Below are 16419 nucleotides of genomic sequence, written 5' to 3'. Positions count from 1 at the left end.
CCTGTGGGAATTGTTTGGGCTGAAGATCCACTTTCTCGAGCGGGTTTTGCTCGAAAAAGTTAGCTGAAGGACAAACCCCAGCGAAAGGGAAGTGAGCAGCCGGAGCGGTGCTTAAGCTGTTCATATATTTCATCATTACTACCAAAGTAATAACGATCCGGCGGGGGAGGCCGTTTTTTCTTATCTTACTCCCTTTCCACTTTTAAAAATAGGGAGAATGATACGGGGTGAGGTAATTTCTTAATTGTTTATCTGCATTCTGCTTCTATGCTATAATGTTACAAGAAATGAAAGATGTTGGGGGATACTAGAATGAGTTATACGCCAATGATACAGCAGTATCTAAAAATAAAAGCAGATTACCAGGATTGCTTTTTATTTTTTCGTTTAGGCGATTTTTATGAAATGTTTTTTGAAGATGCAATAAAAGCAGCATTAGAACTAGAAATAACACTAACGAGCAGAGATGGTGGCGGCGATGAAAAAATTCCGATGTGCGGTGTTCCATTTCATTCAGCTGAAAGCTACATCAAAGCATTAATTGATAAAGGGTATAAAGTGGCGATTTGTGAACAAGTGGAAGACCCAAAAGCAGCAAAAGGTGTAGTCAAAAGAGAAGTAGTTCAACTTATTACACCTGGTACTGTGATGGAAGGGAATATGCTGGATGATAAAGAAAATAATTATTTGGCAGTAGTGACAGAAACAACAGATCAGAAATTTAATCTAGCTTATACCGATATGTCGACAGGTGAAACCTTCGTCATGGAAATAAAGCGTGGATGGAGTGCGGTGTTAAGTGAGTTATATAACCGTCCTATTAAGGAGGTAGTCGTCGAGAAAGATCTAGCTGCTACATATATTGATGAATTAAAAGAAAAAATGCAACTAACTGTTTCGTACGCTAAAGAAACAACTCCTGATCAAGCCATAGCTGAGCTTGTCAAAGATATTGCGGATGACCGTCTTAGAGAGACTTGTATGGTGTTATATCAATACTTATACCATACACAAAAAAGGGCAATTGATCACTTGAAGAAGGCCCAAGTGATTGAGCTTGCTGAATATATGACATTAGATATGTATTCACAACGCAATTTAGAAATTACTTCCTCATTATTGCGAAAAGAAAAGTATGGCAGTTTATTATGGGTAATCGATCGCACTGTAACGGCCATGGGAGCACGAAAACTAAAGAAATGGCTAGAGCGCCCCTTGCTAACACAATCGTTAATTGAAAAACGACTGGATTTAGTTAACGGTTTCTATGAACAGTTTTTCGAACGAGAAGAAATTAGAGAGGCCTTACAATCTATTTATGATATGGAACGGTTATCAGGCAGGGTATCATTTGGAAATGTTAATGCAAGAGATTTAATTCAATTGAAGAGATCATTGGCAAAAGTTCCGTATATCAAAGAGCAGTTAAAACAATTTGATAGTAAGGCAGTACAAGCGCTTTCCGATAGGATGGACCCGTTACCCGAACTTTACGAACTTCTTGAAAACAGTATTGCTGAAGATCCACCCATTTCGATAACAGAAGGTAAGCTTCTCAAGGATGGCTACAATCAAGAGTTAGATCAATATCGAGATGCGTCAAGGAATGGAAAGCATTGGATAGCAGAACTGGAACAAAAAGAAAAAGCTGAAACGAATATTAAGTCGTTAAAAATCGGATTTAATAAAGTGTTCGGTTATTACATTGAGGTAACTCGTCCAAACTTGCCGATGATTCCAGAAGGTCGTTATCAACGTAAGCAAACTTTAACGAATGCTGAACGATTTATTACTGAGGAATTAAAAGAAAAAGAAACATTAATATTAGAAGCTGAAGAAAAAAGTGTTGAATTGGAGTACCAACTCTTTCTTGAGATTAGAGAAAAAGTAAAAAGATTTATTCCTGACTTACAGCAATTAGCAGAAACATTAAGTGAAATGGATGTATTGCAAAGTTTCGCAACGGTAAGTGAAGAAAATAATTATGTCAGACCTAACTTTACAAAAGATCATCATATTTACTTAGAAGAAAGCAGGCACCCTGTCGTTGAAAAAGTGATGAAAGGTGAACAATTTGTTCCTAACACCATTGAATTAGCTGATGATAAGCATCTGTTATTAATCACAGGACCGAACATGTCAGGTAAGAGTACGTATATGCGGCAGTTAGCTTTAACGATCATTATGGCTCAAGTCGGCTGTTTTGTTCCTGCCCAACGCGCCGAACTTTCGATAACGGATCAGATTTTTACACGAATTGGTGCAGCTGATGATCTAGTATCAGGTCAAAGTACTTTTATGGTAGAAATGCTAGAAGCTAATCACGCAATTCAACATGCTACGAATGATAGTCTCATATTACTTGATGAAATCGGAAGAGGTACAAGTACATATGACGGGATGGCTTTGGCACAAGCGATTATTGAATATATTCATGATCATATTAAAGCTAAAACACTGTTCTCAACTCACTATCATGAATTAACAAGTTTAGAAGATAACTTATCTGCACTAAAAAATATTCATGTTAGAGCCGAAGAAATTGAAGGGAAGGTAGTGTTTCTTCATCAGATTCACGAAGGAGCTGCAGATGAAAGCTATGGAATTCATGTAGCTCAATTAGCAGGATTACCAGATAAATTAATCAAAAGAGCTAATATTATTTTGTCTCAGTTAGAAGGAAAGTCAAGCGATCAATCATCATCCCCAGTGGACAGGGACAAGGATGACATGACAATGGAACAAATAGCCTTTTTCGCGCCAGAAGAACCTGTTAAAAAGAAAGAACCTTCTGGATATCGAGAAATAGTAGAGAGTTTACAGAAGATTAAATTATTGGAAATGACGCCGATGGATGCGATCAATGAGCTCTATCAATTGCAAAAGAAAGCGCAAGGAATAAAGGGGCGAGAATAGATGCAAATCAACGAACTTCCGGATTTTTTAGCCAATAAAATTGCGGCGGGTGAAGTCGTAGAACGCCCCGCATCTGTTGTCAAAGAGTTAGTTGAAAACAGTGTTGATGCAAACAGCAGTTGGATAAAAATCGAGATTAAAGAAGCAGGATTACAGGAAATTAAAGTAACTGATGACGGGAATGGTATTCCTCATGATCAATGTAAGAAAGCTTTTTTACGACATGCCACGAGTAAGATAAATAATGAAAACGACCTTTTTCATGTGAGAACACTAGGGTTTCGAGGTGAAGCTCTTGCAAGTATTGCAGCGGTTAGCCGGTTAGAAATTAAAACATCTACAGGTGATGAAGCAGGAACAAGAATGCTTTTAGAAGGTGGCCATATTAAAGAAGAGGGAAGAAGTGATGCCAGGCAAGGTACTGAAATTACTGTTCAGGACATCTTCTTTAATACTCCTGCTCGGCTTAAGTATTTAAAGACTGTTCATACAGAGTTAGGCCATATCACAGATATTATTAACCGCATGGCTTTCTCTCATGCTGATATCCGTTTTGAGTTAACCCATAACGGTAAGCGAATATTCCAAACGACAGGTAAAGGAGATTTACGCCAAATTGCAGCTTCCGTATACGGGATGTCAGTAGCAAAACAAATGATTCCCGTGCATACCGAAACATTAGATTACGAAATAACCGGATATATTGCAAAACCAGAAGTCAACAGAGCTTCAAGAAACTATATTACGACGATAGTAAATGGCCGTTTTATTAAAAGTATTGGTCTGGCGAAAGCTATTACCAATGGTTTCCATACCTTTCTTCCAATCGGCAGACAGCCGGTTGTCGTGCTGAATATTTCGATGGATCCGTATTTAATCGATGTTAATGTTCATCCGACTAAATTGGAAGTGCGATTTAGTAAAGAAAAAGAGTTATTTCAAGCAGTGGAAAAAATGATTAAAGAAGCTCTTCATCAACAGACGCTAATACCTGCTGGTCAGAAAAAAAGTACTCCAAAAGAAAAATCAGATCAGCCACAATTTGATTTTGACAGACATCAGCCAAGTGTGAATACACCGATGCAGGAACCCTTTCAACAGAAGTCAGATCAGGACCCAATAGACGATATCGCGATGGTTCGTGAGGCGGAACATATCAGCACTAGTATGACAATAGAAAATAATGAACATAATAGTAGCAATAACTTGGAAGAAGTAGTAGAAGGTAAATCACAAGAACAGCAACAGGTAGTGAATAAAGAAGTGACTCGAGTGCCTGTTATGTACCCAATTGGTCAGCACCATGGAACGTATATTTTAGCCCAAAATGAACAAGGGCTTTATATTATTGACCAACATGCAGCACAAGAGCGAATCAAATATGAATATTTCCGAGATAAAATAGGTGAAGTAGATGGGCATATGCAAGACTTATTAGTCCCGCTAACCTTTGAATTTACGCAGCAAGAAGCACTCTATATTGAACAATATAAGGAAGAGTTACAAAAAGTAGGGTTATTTTTAGAGGCATTTGGCCAAAATGCCTATATAGTAAGGTCACATCCACATTGGTTTCCAAAAGGTGAAGAAGCAGAGATAATCCGAGACATGGTAGATCAATTGATTCAAGAAAAGCAGCTCAACTTGTACAAGTTAAGAGAGGAAGCAGCTATTCTTATGTCATGCAAACGATCGATCAAGGCTAACCATTATTTAAATATAGAGGATATGCAACGACTGCTAGATGACTTGCGAAAATGTGAGGAGCCTTTTACTTGTCCACATGGCAGACCGATTATTATTCAATTTACTAAGTACGAAATGGAAAAAATGTTCAAACGAATCATGTAAATAGATGAAGAAACAGGTAATGTAAGGTATACTGTAAGAAAGCATAGTCATCATTGGAAGTGATAACTTGAAAGAGAAATTAGTAGTCATTGTCGGTCCAACTGCAGTAGGAAAAACGGCGTTATCTATTGAGGTTGCTAAAAAATTTAATGGTGAAGTAATCAGTGGAGATTCCATGCAGATCTACAAAAGCTTAGATATAGGTACAGCAAAAGTAACCGAAGCAGAAAAAGCAGGCATCCCTCACTATATGATAGATATTTTAGACCCAGTTGCTTCTTTTTCTGTTGCTGATTTTCAAAAACAAGTGCAAGAAAATATTGTTAGGATTCAAGAGAAGGATAAACTGCCGATTATCGCTGGCGGGACTGGTTTATATATACAATCTGTATTATATGACTATCAATTCGCGGTAAGCGAACGGTCTAACGAATATCACGAGCAAATTGAGATTGAAATAGAACGTGAGGGAATTGAAGCTGTTTATCAACGATTGAAGCAGGTAGACCCTTTGCAAGCGGAAAAAATACACCCTAACAATCGCCGGCGCCTTATTCGAGCACTTGAAGTCTATGATCGTACAGGTATGACAATGACAGAGTACCAGCAAAAGCAACAGGAAGAATCTCGTTATGATTTTCGCATCATAGGTTTAGAGATGGATCGTCCACTATTGTACGAGCGAATCAATCAACGTGTCGATCAAATGGTGGAAGAAGGTTTAATCGAAGAAGTCAGACGCCTTTATCAAGCAGGTCTGGAGAATACTCAAGCAATGCGAGGTATTGGTTATAAAGAAATACTTCCCTACCTAAAAGGGGAACAAAGCTTGGAAGAAGCAATTAACACTTTGAAAAGAAATTCTCGTCGGTTTGCTAAACGGCAATATACTTGGTTCAAGAATAAGATGCCTGTAGATTGGTACTCCATTACAGTAGAAACGAAGAATCAGGTTTTTCAAAATATTTTAGCAGATTTAGAAGGATTCTATAAAGAAACATAGAATATAAAAAACATAGAGAAATTAGAGGAGGTACTACCATGTCTCAATCAGTTAATATTCAAGATCAGTATTTAAATCAACTTCGAAAAGAACGTATTCCGGCAACTGTATTCTTAACTAATGGATTCCAATTACGTGGAGTCATTAAAGCATTTGATAATTTTACGGTGTTGCTTGAGACAGAAGGAAAGCAACAGTTGATTTTCAAGCATGCGATATCCACCTTTGCTCCATCTAAAAACGTTACGCTTGATAAGGAATAATGAAGCATGATTGGCGCTATTCTTTCAGTAGCGCCTTTTCTATGCATTAAAACATATGTTGTTGTTACACTAATAAATAAAAATAGTAGGTGATCGATATCGAGAAAGTATTATTAATTGCTATTATGCATGAACAAAAAGATGAAGAACAATTTTATTATTCATTAAATGAATTAGAAGCTCTTGTACAAACTGCAGAAGGCGAAGTAGTTGAAACTATCGTTCAAAAACGCTCTGCACCACATCGGAAATTTTATGTTGGGGAAGGTAAATTAGAGGAGATCAACCAACTTATAGAAGAGAAAAATATTAACATTGTCATAACGAATGAGGAACTGTCAGGTGGGCAAATCAGGAATTTGCAGGAACAGTTGGATGTGCGCGTAATTGACCGAAGTCAACTAATACTTGACATATTTGCAGCGAGAGCACGTACCAAAGAAGGTAAACTGCAAGTGGAGCTTGCTCAATATGCGTATATGCTACCAAGACTGCATGGACAAGGTGCGGATTTATCGAGGCTAGGTGGTGGAATTGGTACCAGAGGACCTGGTGAAACAAAGCTTGAAACAGATCGTCGTCATATTCAAAATCGAATGGATGATATTAAAAGACGTTTAAAACAAGTGGTCAATCAACGGGAACAATATCGTGGTAATAGACGTAAACAACAACTATTTCAAGTTGCAGTTGTAGGATATACCAATGCTGGAAAGTCAACTTTGTTCAATAGCCTGACAAAAAGCGATTCTCTCTATGAAGATAAATTATTTGCAACATTAGACCCGTTATCACGAAGAATGAAACTACCGTCCAACCTCGAAGTGTTGTTAACGGATACAGTTGGGTTTATTCAGGATTTACCAACAGCGCTTATAGCGGCGTTTCGCTCTACATTAGAAGAAGTTCGTGAAGCAGACCTGATCCTGCATGTGATCGATGTCGCTGCACCGAATAGACATGATCATGAAAGCACAGTTTATCGATTATTATCAGAATTAGAAGCAGATACCATTCCGATTTTAACCATTTATAATAAAAGGGATTTAATTGAAGCAGATGAGTTTGTTCCATCATCCCATCCATATTTGATCATTAGTGCTTTAGAAAGTGAAGATATTTCTGTAGTGAAACAGGAAATCGAAAAATTAATTAAAGAACAGTGGACTTATTTCTCAGGTTTTGTACCGGAAGATAAAGCAAGTAAACTAGCAAAAATACGTCAATATGCTATTTTGGAAAAACAGACATATGTAGAGGACAAATCAGGCTATCATGTGGAGGGATTTGTCGATCCAAATCATGCTATTATGAAAGAAATAAAGGAGTTCCATCAAGAATGAATCAATCAATAATTAGGGAAGTCGAGAAACAAATAGAACCAATTTTCCATAAAATCCAAGAGGTGGAATACTATAATCAAGAAAAAGTGTTAAACGCTTTTCGAACACATCAAGTCAGTGACAGTGATTTTAATCCAACAACCGGTTATGGATACGATGATTATGGAAGAGATAAGTTAGAAGAGGTCTATGCTTCTATATTTGGAACTGAGGATGCACTTGTCCGTCCTCAAATAACCTCTGGCACACATGCAATAAGCACAGCTTTGTTCGGGGTTCTTCGTCCAGGCGATGAATTATTGTATATTACCGGAAAACCATATGACACGTTAAATCAAGTGATTGGCCATGATAAATTTGTATCGGGATCACTTTCTGATTTTGGCGTACAATATCACCATACGGATTTGAATGATGGTTGTATTGATTTCAAGCAATTGAAGCAAATGATAAACGATCAGACGAAAGTTGTTGCTATTCAGCGATCCAAAGGTTACGATGACAGACCTTCGATAACAATAGAGGAAATGGAGAAAGCAATCAAGCAAATTCGCCAATTAAAAGAAGAGGTCATTATATTTGTTGACAATTGTTATGGGGAATTTGTGGAAATGGAAGAACCAACTGATTTAGGTGCAGATCTTATCGCCGGTTCTTTAATTAAGAACCCAGGTGGCGGTATTGCCAGAATGGGAGGTTATATTGCGGGGAAGAAAGCCTATGTGGAAATGGCAGCTAACCGGTTAACAGCTCCAGGAATTGGGAAAGAAGTTGGTGCAAGTATTGGTATGTTACAAGAAATGTATCAAGGCTTGTTTCTTGCACCACATGTTGTAAGTGAAGCATTAAAAGGAGCGGTATTTACTTCTGCTTATTTGCAAAAGCTTGGATATAATACAACGCCCGCATTTGATGCTCACCGTACGGATTTAATCCAATCGGTTACTTTCCATACTGCTGAAGAAATGATTGCTTTTTGTCAGGCAATTCAAAGACAGTCACCTATTAATTCCCATGTACTGCCATACCCTGCATCAATGCCAGGTTATGAAGATGATGTGATCATGGCAGCAGGCACTTTTATACAAGGAGCAAGTCTAGAGCTAACAGCAGATGGTCCGATAAGAGAACCATATACTGCTTTTGTTCAAGGTGGATTAACTTACAATCATGTTAAATTAGCAGTTATCAATGCGGCAAACAAGTTGAAATCATGAGGAATAACAACCAAATCTTCACTAATGATTTTTATGTTAACTTACCTAACATATCTTGACACTAAATTTACAAAGTGTATAATAGAGTTATAGAAAACAGACGGAAGGGGTGATTGAGATGAGTGATTTAGATAGACGTTCCATGCCCTTGTTTTCTATCGGAATTGTTAAATCACTTACAGGATTAACTGCACGGCAAATCCGATACTATGAACAACATCAATTGATACATCCATCACGGACAGAAGGAAATCAACGGCTATTTTCATTTAATGATGTAGATCGTCTATTAGAGATTAAAGAATTAATTGAAAAAGGTCTCAATTTAGCAGGCATTAAACAAGTGCTTGAAATGAAAAGCATGCCAAAAACAGAAAAGTCCGATGAGTCAGATGCAAAATCGTCTGAAATATCTGAAAAAGAACTACGAAAAATATTGCATAAAGAATTATTGGATGCTGGCAGATTAGGCAAAACTTCGTTAAGACAGGGAGAATTATCACGATTCTTCCATTAAAATTATAAAGGAGAGAGTTTAATCAATGGGATTAACTAAAGAAGAGATTAAGCAAAGAATCAAAGAGGAAAATGTAAAATTTATCCGCTTGCAGTTCACAGATCTACTTGGAACAATCAAAAACGTTGAGATTCCATTAAGCCAATTGGATAAAGCGTTGGACAACCAAATGGTATTTGATGGTTCCTCAATCGAAGGTTTTGTACGTATTGAAGAATCTGACATGAAGCTTTATCCAGACTTAGATACTTTCGTTGTATTCCCATGGACTTCTGAAAAAGGGAAAGTAGCGCGTTTTATCTGTGATATCTATAATACAGATGGTACTCCATTTGAAGGTTGCCCGCGTTATAACTTAAAACGTAACCTGAAAAGAGCAGAAGAACTTGGTTTCACGGCCTTTAACATTGGTACAGAACCAGAATTCTTCTTATTCAAATTAGATGAGAAAGGCGATCCTTCTCTAGAACTTAACGATAAAGGTGGTTATTTTGACCTTGCACCTACAGATTTAGGTGAAAATTGCCGTCGCGATATCGTACTTGAATTAGAAGAAATGGGATTTGAAATCGAAGCATCTCACCACGAAGTTGCTCCTGGTCAGCATGAAATTGATTTTAAATACTCTGATGCTATTAAGCACGCAGATGATATTCAAACATTTAAACTTGTTGTTAAAACTATTGCACGTAAACACGGTTTACATGCTACATTTATGCCAAAACCACTTTTCGGTGTTAACGGTTCTGGTATGCACTGTAACATGTCATTATTCAAAGGAAAAACAAATACATTCTTAGATGAAAATGGACCACTTGAATTAAGTGAGACTGCATATCAATTCATCGCAGGTATCATTAAGCATGCTCTTTCATTTACAGCAGTAACGAATCCTACTGTAAACTCTTATAAGCGTCTTGTACCTGGTTATGAAGCACCTTGTTATGTAGCTTGGTCTGGATCTAACCGTAGTCCATTAATCCGTGTACCAGCTTCTCGTGGTTTAAGTACACGTGTTGAGGTTCGTAGTGTAGACCCATCTGCTAACCCATACTTAGCACTATCTGTACTTTTAGCGTCTGGTTTAGACGGAATCGAAAATAAACTAGAAGCTCCAAAAGCAGTAGACCGCAATATATATGTAATGGATAAAGAAGAGCGTGAAGCTAATGGAGTAAAAGATTTACCTGCAACACTAGCCGATGCATTAGATGAATTGAAAAAAGACGAAACAATTGTAGAAGCTCTTGGTGAGCACTTATTCGAACATTTTATCGAATCAAAAGAAATCGAATGGGACATGTTCCGTACGCAAGTACACCCTTGGGAAAGAGAACAATATATTCAAGCATATTAATAACTATAAACCCTTGGCACATCTAGTGTCTGGGGTTTTTCTTTGTTTGATAATAGTAGTGAATTTTTGTCCACCCACAACCGCACCCGCGAAACACCCACAAAAAATTAATCATCGTTTGATGATGTAATTTGATTGAAGTACGATTCATATTTTTCCATTGATTTTTCATCAAGACGTTTTGAAATGTGTGAATACACATCTGCAGTTATTTGGTAGCTACCATGTCCTAACCTTTCTTGGATGTATTTCATATCACTACCAGCTTCTAATAATAAAACAGCGTGGGTATGTCTGAGCGAATGTATAGGCAAGTTAGGTATACCAGTTTGTTTTAATATTCGTCTGAAAGCATTAAATAAACTAGACTTCGGCATTATATAGCCATCATCACGGCAAAAGACTAAGTTAAGATCATGTCGATAAATATCATTTAAATTTTGCTTATTTGTATTTTGCCATTTCAAGTGTTCTTTAAGCTGGTTTATTGTATTCTTAGTTAAAGTTATTGTCCTCTTAGAACGAAAAGTCTTTGGATCACCAAACAATTCATCATCAGAATCTGCTTGAAAATCTAATGTCTTAGTTATTTTGGCGGTTTTTTCTTTAAAATTAATATCTGACCATTGAAGTGCAGCCACTTCACCTTTACGCATTCCAGTATCAATCATGAAGCTAAAGAACAACCAATAAATATAACCGTATTTGTAAGCGGTTTTTAAGAATAAAGGTATTTCTGTTGAATCGATAAATTTAACTTTTCGTTCTTTTTCTTTACCCTTAATTACTGCGCCGATTGTTGGATTTCGATCGATCATATTGAGATGTAAAGCTTTTTCCATGGCATTGTGCATAGTACCATGTACAATTTCGATAGTTCTTTTACTATACTCTTGATCATGAAGATGATTTAAGAATTTCTGATAAATAGTAGGCTTAATTGATTTCAGTTCAACCTCTTTAAAATAGGGTAGTATTTGCTTTTCAATATTTCTTTTATGCAAATCATATGTGTTTTTTCTGACAACACCCTCCTTATATTCCTTTAACCAGCTAAATAGATATTCTTTTAATGAAATGTTTTGGCTGGCTAACTCAAAATTATTTAACAATTGCTTCTCGACTTCTTGTGCTTCGAATCTCGCTTCAGGTTTAGTCTTAAAACCTCTTTTTGATTTTTCCTTGTACTTTTTTGTAATGGGATCTTGATATTTAATGCGATATTCCCATGCGCCATTATGTTTTCTGTAGCTTATTCCCATAACTAATTACTCCTTTCTAATCGTAATAACGCGTTAAATTATTCATCACCTCCTTGAAGTGGGAATGTTTGTTCTGTTTCAAGTGTAAATTTTTTTAACAGTACACATTTTACGCTGGTCAGAATGGTAAATCGTCGTCTGAAAGATCTGGCACTGCTGATAATTGCGGCTTCTTGACATTTCCGTTTATAACTTCATTCCATTCAGAAAGGATCCCGTTCTCTAAAAATGTGGTTTTTGATCCACAACTTGGACAATATCTTATATTCCCTGGTAACGGATCAGGACATGTATGATATTCATTATCATTCCAATCTACATCAGTAACGGAACATTTGTTAACGATATATGTACCGCATTGTGTACAATAATCACCTTCTATGTTTGTTTCCTCATTACTACAAACAGGACATACAATTGCTTTTCCTTCTTGGTTTACTTCTACTCCTGGATAAATCATATCTATATCTTCCCCTTTCATAAAATTATGAAAATCATTACTACCACATATTCCACAGTGATGTAAATTGCTTCTAAATGAAAACGCGGAGCAATTGGAACATGTTCTCCCATACACTACCTTCCTAATGAAAGTTTTAAAACGATTCGATAGTGTTTCTGGTAAGAAAAAACGAAAACCCTTATTATAACTATTTTGAATGTACTTTAAAGTATTTATTGCTGCCGTAAATGATATACCAAAGAATTCCATTATTTTATTATGATCATGCATGTTAGCTTCAACTATTATTGCTGGAGGTGAAATAAAAAACCTAGAAAAGAAGTTTGCTTCTACTTCATGGATATTATATTCATCTTCACTAATTTCATTTCTTGATAAACTATATCTTTCTGATTCCTTGTGATGTCCTAAAATATAATGGCCGAATTCGTGTGCTAAAGTCCAATAAACTCTCTCTTTTACTTCAATGGTATCATTATAAGCAATAATGTATTTGTCTCTTTTTCCAGAGTAATGAATTACTCCATCTTCAGAAGAATTTAATGAAATTATTTCTTCGATCGAACACCCATGTTGTTTAGCCATTTCGCTATATTTAATTATTTTTATATCGTCATATGAATTAAGTATAGTAAGAATATCTATTGGAAAATCATTAACATTATGTTCTTCCAGAGCTTTATATGCGCACCTTTTTGCTTTATTATAATCAGGCTTAGTCCTCATCATCGAACAAATCCTCGAAAGTAGCTTCAAGTATTTTGATTGCTTTCTTTCTTTGTTCTGGTGTCATATCTTTAGCAGCTCTGCGAAGAGTTCTTATATCAGGATCAATGTGTTCCTCACCTTCACCTGTATAAATATAATCATATGACGTGTCGTAAAGCTCAGCTAAAGTTTGTGCGTGTTTCGATTCAAGCGATACTCTATCGTTCTCGATGTGACCCAAATTAGACCGACCAATTCCTAAAACATCAGCTACATATTGCTGTGTATAACCTTTTTTTAATCTAAGTTCTTTAAGCCTTTTTCCTACCGTCATCTTAGTACCTCCAATTTTTTTTTTGAAAAAAGGGTATTAAAAATACTTGACGGTATTATAAATACCATGTATACTTAAACCAACTTCTTAAAAGTGAGGTGAAAATTTAAGTGAGTGCTCAAAAAAGAGTGAATCTTATTACCGCAAGAGAAGCTAAAGGTTATAGCAGGCCTGAATTAGCTAAACTAGCAGGAGTTTCCTTTGAGCACATCAAAAGTCTTGAATACGGAAGGGTAAATCCAAGTACGTCGTTAATGTTCAAACTGTGTAATATTTTGGATAGGAGCCCAGAAGAACTATTCAAAGACATTGTATGTGTTTGAAGTGTATTTGTAATACCCAAATATAATTATCTATTATTAATTGGGTATTGTCAATACCTAAATTGAATATTTATATTTTTTTATCTTCAACGGTATTTAAAATACCATCGAAGATATATAAAGGAGGAAATTTAGATGTCGCTACAATTAGCAGTTAAAGAATTATTTGAAGGTAATGAAGTAGAAGTTTATTGGAATGAACAGAACGAACCGGTTATGACTATTCAACAGTTAGCGAAATCATTAGAGTACGCACAAGTAAGAGCTGTAGAAAAACTAATTGAAAACAATACTTACTTGAGAAATGAAGAATTCTCAGCACTTATCGAGGTACCGTACTCTAAGGGCGGTACCCAGAAGACAAGAATTTTCAATGAAGATGGCATTTACGAAGTCACTATGTTATCGAAAAAACCAAAGGCAAGAGAATTTAGAGCGTTCGTTAGAAAGTTACTAAAACAATTAAGAAGAGGTGAGGTTCAACTTGTTCAACCACAATCAGAACAAGAAAAACTTCAAGTTGAAAAGATGAAAGCTGAAGCACGATTAATGAATGCTCGTACTCGTCAAGCGAAGCTGATCTTAGATATGCAGAAAAATAATACACTCTCGCCGGTTGCGGTTGAGTTATTACAGGTTAACGCCTTAGAAGTTATAACAGACAAAAATACAGATCATCGCCCAGAAATTGAGAAAACTTATACAGCAACTGAAGTTGGTAATGAGTTAGGGATAACGGCAAACAAAATTGGGAGAATTGCAAAAGCAAACGAATTAAAAACAGATGAATATGGAGTATGGGTGATGGATAAGTCTCGTCATAGTTCCAAACAGGTTTCTTCTTTCAGATATAACGAGAAAGGAAAAAAAGAGATCGAGAAAATTGTGAAGGGTGATTAAAATGATCGAAGTCAAAATCGATCAATCCATGGTTGAAGATATCTGTCGAGAAGAAGTTCAAAAGCGATTGGATAAAGCGGAATTTGACATGGTGATGTGGGATAGAAATGAACTGGTAAGAAGAACTTGTATGAGCTGGTCCAGTATTCAGCGTACCTTCTTCTATGATCCTAATTTTCCAAAAGTAAAGCTAGGTGGTAAGTGGTATTTTCCGGCTGCTAAAACGACTCAATTCTTGTTGGATTATTTAGAGAGAATGGAAGGAGCGTGAAGAAATGTCACTGAAACTAGCAGCTGATGCTATTGACATGCAAGACCATGAAATTCATATGCTGATGAAAACTTATAACAAGCACATGAATGCAATCGGTTCTGAAGAAAAGGGAAATTATAGACTAGGTAATATCAAGAAAGTGTTACGTAACATCCCTGAACGCTGCTTTGAAGTGCATTATGCAAACGGCGAATGGTTTAAATATTACACCAATGGAACTTGGGGATAAAAGCCGAATAGGCTTTCTCTTTTTACCAAACATGCGGAAATTGTTGAACGATTTTAGTCATAAAACAGGAAGGAGTGAATAGTGAGAATGGCAGCTATCGGAAGAATGGTTGATGTTATTGGTCGATTCAATCGCATTAAGTATTACAGTATCGATAATCAAGTGAAGGTAGAAAGCTTGGAAAGAATGATAACGGACCTGGAAGATGCATTCGAAATTCCTAATGATCCATATGCACTCAAGGAATTTAAGAAAAACAATGATTTTCTTTATAACCTGTACATGGAAATAAAAGCTGAAAAGGAGGAAACACAAAGTGCAATGGTTTCTTATTAGTTTTGTGGTAGTTGTTCTCATAGTGGTATTGTACAACCTTGCGCTTGGAAAAATGCAGTCTGAAATTGCCGAGAGAGCGGAGGATAAGGAATGAGTGAATCAGCATTCAAAGGAACTGTAAAGGAAGGTTGGGAGCGGAAATATACAGTCATTAATGAAAATGATCTAAATAAATACGTTCCAGTAAACACAAAAGAAGATTTCAGGATTGCATTTAATGAAGTAGCAGATTGGATTGAAAATGGTCGTATGAAAGATGGTAAAGAACCTTATAACAATTATGTAGTGATCAATCTTGATGAACCGTATATCGGTGAAATTATAGATATCTTAATGAAAAACGGTCATTGGGGGTGAATAGAAATGCCATTCAGTGATCATTTCCGAGAGTCGGACAAGCAGCAAGCGTTACATTATCGAAAAGAAATTTTCGATAACAAAGAACTATCTAGCGAATTAATCAATCAAGGCGAATTCGATAAGGCGGAAATGCAGTTGATGCATGCATTAAGATTATTGGCTGAGGTTAGAATTTTGAAACGTCGAAAGATTACCGATCAGGAATTGCAATTGTCTGATCAAGCTATGAAGACCAGGTATAACTGGTAGCTTGAAAGGAGGTGAGAAATTTGGATAGAAAAACGCTTGAATATATGCAAAAACGTGTAGGTGAAGCTAATGAGATTATTGAAAAGATCAAACATTTGAACCATGCAGTTAAAGAAAGTCAAGATCAATTCTCACAATTAGAGATTCATAGCCACAACGGCAATGTTTTCACACGCAATAAAAGAGTTGTTGATGAAGTTTTAGAAGTAACTAGGTCAGTTATTGAAAAAGAAATCAAACGTCTTGAGGAAGAATTAGCAAAACTTTAAAGGAGGTGAAAGAGTTGACGGAACATCCAACAGTATATCAAATCAATAAAACTGGTCATCCAGAAAAAGAACCGGATATTTACGGTACTGACTTCTTTGGGAATGAAGTTTATTACGGTGATGAAATCTACATTCATGATGAAGAGTTTTGGCTTGTAGAAGATTTGGATCCAAGTGAAATAGCATTGCTAGAACACTTCGGTGCTACAAAAGTTATTGCTAATTTTGAAACAAAAGAAAAATGA

20 protein-coding genes are annotated in these 16419 nt (G+C 36.3%); 17 read left to right on the top strand and 3 right to left on the bottom strand.

Annotated elements, in window-relative coordinates; translation table 11 throughout:
• Positions 1-312 precede the first annotated feature (312 nt).
• The 8 genes from mutS (at position 313) to glnA (ending at position 10467) form a co-directional block, all read left to right on the top strand.
• A complete protein-coding gene (gene mutS / locus D569_RS0121345; RefSeq protein ID WP_018934480.1) occupies positions 313-2916 on the top strand; it encodes a DNA mismatch repair protein MutS in 2604 nt (867 codons plus the stop codon).
• Positions 2917-4767 (top strand): DNA mismatch repair endonuclease MutL, encoded by a 1851-nt coding sequence (gene mutL, locus D569_RS0121340; RefSeq protein WP_018934479.1) that lies wholly within the window; start codon positions 2917-2919, stop codon positions 4765-4767.
• Positions 4768-4834: 67 nt separating this feature from the next.
• Entirely contained in the window at positions 4835-5770 is a 936-nt protein-coding gene (gene miaA / locus D569_RS0121335) for a tRNA (adenosine(37)-N6)-dimethylallyltransferase MiaA (RefSeq protein ID WP_018934478.1), read from the top strand.
• Positions 5771-5808: 38 nt separating this feature from the next.
• Positions 5809-6033, top strand: coding sequence for an RNA chaperone Hfq (gene hfq, locus D569_RS0121330; protein ID WP_018934477.1), 225 nt, complete (start codon positions 5809-5811; stop codon positions 6031-6033).
• Positions 6034-6122: 89 nt separating this feature from the next.
• Positions 6123-7376, top strand: a complete 1254-nt coding sequence (gene hflX, locus D569_RS0121325; RefSeq protein ID WP_033405319.1) for a GTPase HflX — start codon at positions 6123-6125, stop codon at positions 7374-7376.
• Complete coding sequence (locus D569_RS0121320; protein ID WP_018934475.1) at positions 7373-8593, top strand: methionine gamma-lyase family protein; 1221 nt, start codon at positions 7373-7375, stop codon at positions 8591-8593. The genes hflX and D569_RS0121320 overlap by 4 nt, the downstream gene beginning before the upstream one ends.
• Positions 8594-8711: 118 nt before the next feature.
• Positions 8712-9110, top strand: coding sequence for a MerR family transcriptional regulator (locus tag D569_RS0121315; protein ID WP_018934474.1), 399 nt, complete (start codon positions 8712-8714; stop codon positions 9108-9110).
• 25 nt (positions 9111-9135) lie between these two features.
• The gene (gene glnA, locus D569_RS0121310) at positions 9136-10467 is read left to right on the top strand and encodes a type I glutamate--ammonia ligase (protein ID WP_018934473.1); all 1332 of its coding nucleotides are present in this window, start codon (positions 9136-9138) and stop codon (positions 10465-10467) included.
• 107 nt (positions 10468-10574) lie between these two features.
• On the opposite strand, the gene D569_RS0121305 is transcribed toward glnA, so the two are convergent.
• From D569_RS0121305 to D569_RS23760, 3 genes are all read right to left on the bottom strand, one after another.
• Positions 10575-11729 carry a site-specific integrase gene (locus D569_RS0121305; RefSeq protein WP_018934472.1) on the bottom strand — a complete coding sequence of 385 codons (1155 nt, stop codon included), beginning with the start codon at positions 11727-11729 and terminating at the stop codon, positions 10575-10577.
• Positions 11730-11847: 118 nt separating this feature from the next.
• Complete coding sequence (locus D569_RS0121300) at positions 11848-12921, bottom strand: ImmA/IrrE family metallo-endopeptidase (RefSeq protein ID WP_018934471.1); 1074 nt, start codon at positions 12919-12921, stop codon at positions 11848-11850.
• Positions 12908-13234 carry a helix-turn-helix domain-containing protein gene (locus D569_RS23760; RefSeq protein WP_018934470.1) on the bottom strand — a complete coding sequence of 109 codons (327 nt, stop codon included), beginning with the start codon at positions 13232-13234 and terminating at the stop codon, positions 12908-12910. The genes D569_RS0121300 and D569_RS23760 overlap by 14 nt, the downstream gene beginning before the upstream one ends.
• Before the next feature lie 110 nt (positions 13235-13344).
• Between D569_RS23760 and D569_RS0121290 the strand changes: the two genes are divergently transcribed.
• From D569_RS0121290 to D569_RS0121245, 9 genes are all read left to right on the top strand, one after another.
• Entirely contained in the window at positions 13345-13557 is a 213-nt protein-coding gene (locus D569_RS0121290) for a helix-turn-helix domain-containing protein (protein ID WP_018934469.1), read from the top strand.
• Positions 13558-13692: 135 nt separating this feature from the next.
• Entirely contained in the window at positions 13693-14457 is a 765-nt protein-coding gene (locus D569_RS0121285) for a BRO-N domain-containing protein (RefSeq protein ID WP_018934468.1), read from the top strand.
• Between the two features lies 1 nt (position 14458).
• The gene (locus D569_RS0121280; protein WP_018934467.1) at positions 14459-14728 is read left to right on the top strand and encodes a hypothetical protein; all 270 of its coding nucleotides are present in this window, start codon (positions 14459-14461) and stop codon (positions 14726-14728) included.
• A gap of 4 nt (positions 14729-14732) precedes the next feature.
• Positions 14733-14960 carry a hypothetical protein gene (locus D569_RS0121275; protein WP_018934466.1) on the top strand — a complete coding sequence of 76 codons (228 nt, stop codon included), beginning with the start codon at positions 14733-14735 and terminating at the stop codon, positions 14958-14960.
• 87 nt (positions 14961-15047) lie between these two features.
• Positions 15048-15296, top strand: a complete 249-nt coding sequence (locus D569_RS0121270; RefSeq protein WP_018934465.1) for a hypothetical protein — start codon at positions 15048-15050, stop codon at positions 15294-15296.
• 90 nt (positions 15297-15386) lie between these two features.
• Positions 15387-15653, top strand: a complete 267-nt coding sequence (locus D569_RS0121260) for a hypothetical protein (protein ID WP_018934463.1) — start codon at positions 15387-15389, stop codon at positions 15651-15653.
• Positions 15654-15659: 6 nt separating this feature from the next.
• Positions 15660-15905, top strand: coding sequence for a hypothetical protein (locus D569_RS0121255; RefSeq protein ID WP_018934462.1), 246 nt, complete (start codon positions 15660-15662; stop codon positions 15903-15905).
• A 20-nt stretch (positions 15906-15925) separates the two neighbouring features.
• Positions 15926-16174, top strand: a complete 249-nt coding sequence (locus D569_RS0121250; protein ID WP_018934461.1) for a hypothetical protein — start codon at positions 15926-15928, stop codon at positions 16172-16174.
• Positions 16175-16188: 14 nt separating this feature from the next.
• Entirely contained in the window at positions 16189-16419 is a 231-nt protein-coding gene (locus tag D569_RS0121245; RefSeq protein ID WP_018934460.1) for a hypothetical protein, read from the top strand.

The sequence above is a fragment of the Gracilibacillus lacisalsi DSM 19029 genome (assembly GCF_000377765.1).
GTDB lineage: Bacteria > Bacillota > Bacilli > Bacillales > Amphibacillaceae > Gracilibacillus > Gracilibacillus lacisalsi.
The sequence above is the reverse complement of the archived record's forward strand: the minus strand, read 5'-3'. Positions and strand labels throughout refer to the sequence as shown.

What these genes read in the sequence shown, in the direction of transcription:
- D569_RS0121275 (WP_018934466.1), top strand. Translation starts at nt 14,733, where the DNA reads ATGTCACTGAAACTAGCAGCTGATGCTATTGACATGCAAGACCATGAA.
- D569_RS0121320 (WP_018934475.1), top strand. Translation starts at nt 7,373, where the DNA reads ATGAATCAATCAATAATTAGGGAAGTCGAGAAACAAATAGAACCAATT.
- D569_RS0121300 (WP_018934471.1), bottom strand. Translation starts at nt 12,921, where the DNA reads ATGATGAGGACTAAGCCTGATTATAATAAAGCAAAAAGGTGCGCATAT.
- D569_RS0121280 (WP_018934467.1), top strand. Translation starts at nt 14,459, where the DNA reads ATGATCGAAGTCAAAATCGATCAATCCATGGTTGAAGATATCTGTCGA.
- D569_RS0121315 (WP_018934474.1), top strand. Translation starts at nt 8,712, where the DNA reads ATGAGTGATTTAGATAGACGTTCCATGCCCTTGTTTTCTATCGGAATT.
- D569_RS0121270 (WP_018934465.1), top strand. Translation starts at nt 15,048, where the DNA reads ATGGCAGCTATCGGAAGAATGGTTGATGTTATTGGTCGATTCAATCGC.
- D569_RS0121260 (WP_018934463.1), top strand. Translation starts at nt 15,387, where the DNA reads ATGAGTGAATCAGCATTCAAAGGAACTGTAAAGGAAGGTTGGGAGCGG.
- D569_RS23760 (WP_018934470.1), bottom strand. Translation starts at nt 13,234, where the DNA reads ATGACGGTAGGAAAAAGGCTTAAAGAACTTAGATTAAAAAAAGGTTAT.
- mutS (WP_018934480.1), top strand. Translation starts at nt 313, where the DNA reads ATGAGTTATACGCCAATGATACAGCAGTATCTAAAAATAAAAGCAGAT.
- D569_RS0121305 (WP_018934472.1), bottom strand. Translation starts at nt 11,729, where the DNA reads ATGGGAATAAGCTACAGAAAACATAATGGCGCATGGGAATATCGCATT.
- D569_RS0121285 (WP_018934468.1), top strand. Translation starts at nt 13,693, where the DNA reads ATGTCGCTACAATTAGCAGTTAAAGAATTATTTGAAGGTAATGAAGTA.
- hfq (WP_018934477.1), top strand. Translation starts at nt 5,809, where the DNA reads ATGTCTCAATCAGTTAATATTCAAGATCAGTATTTAAATCAACTTCGA.
- mutL (WP_018934479.1), top strand. Translation starts at nt 2,917, where the DNA reads ATGCAAATCAACGAACTTCCGGATTTTTTAGCCAATAAAATTGCGGCG.
- glnA (WP_018934473.1), top strand. Translation starts at nt 9,136, where the DNA reads ATGGGATTAACTAAAGAAGAGATTAAGCAAAGAATCAAAGAGGAAAAT.
- D569_RS0121255 (WP_018934462.1), top strand. Translation starts at nt 15,660, where the DNA reads ATGCCATTCAGTGATCATTTCCGAGAGTCGGACAAGCAGCAAGCGTTA.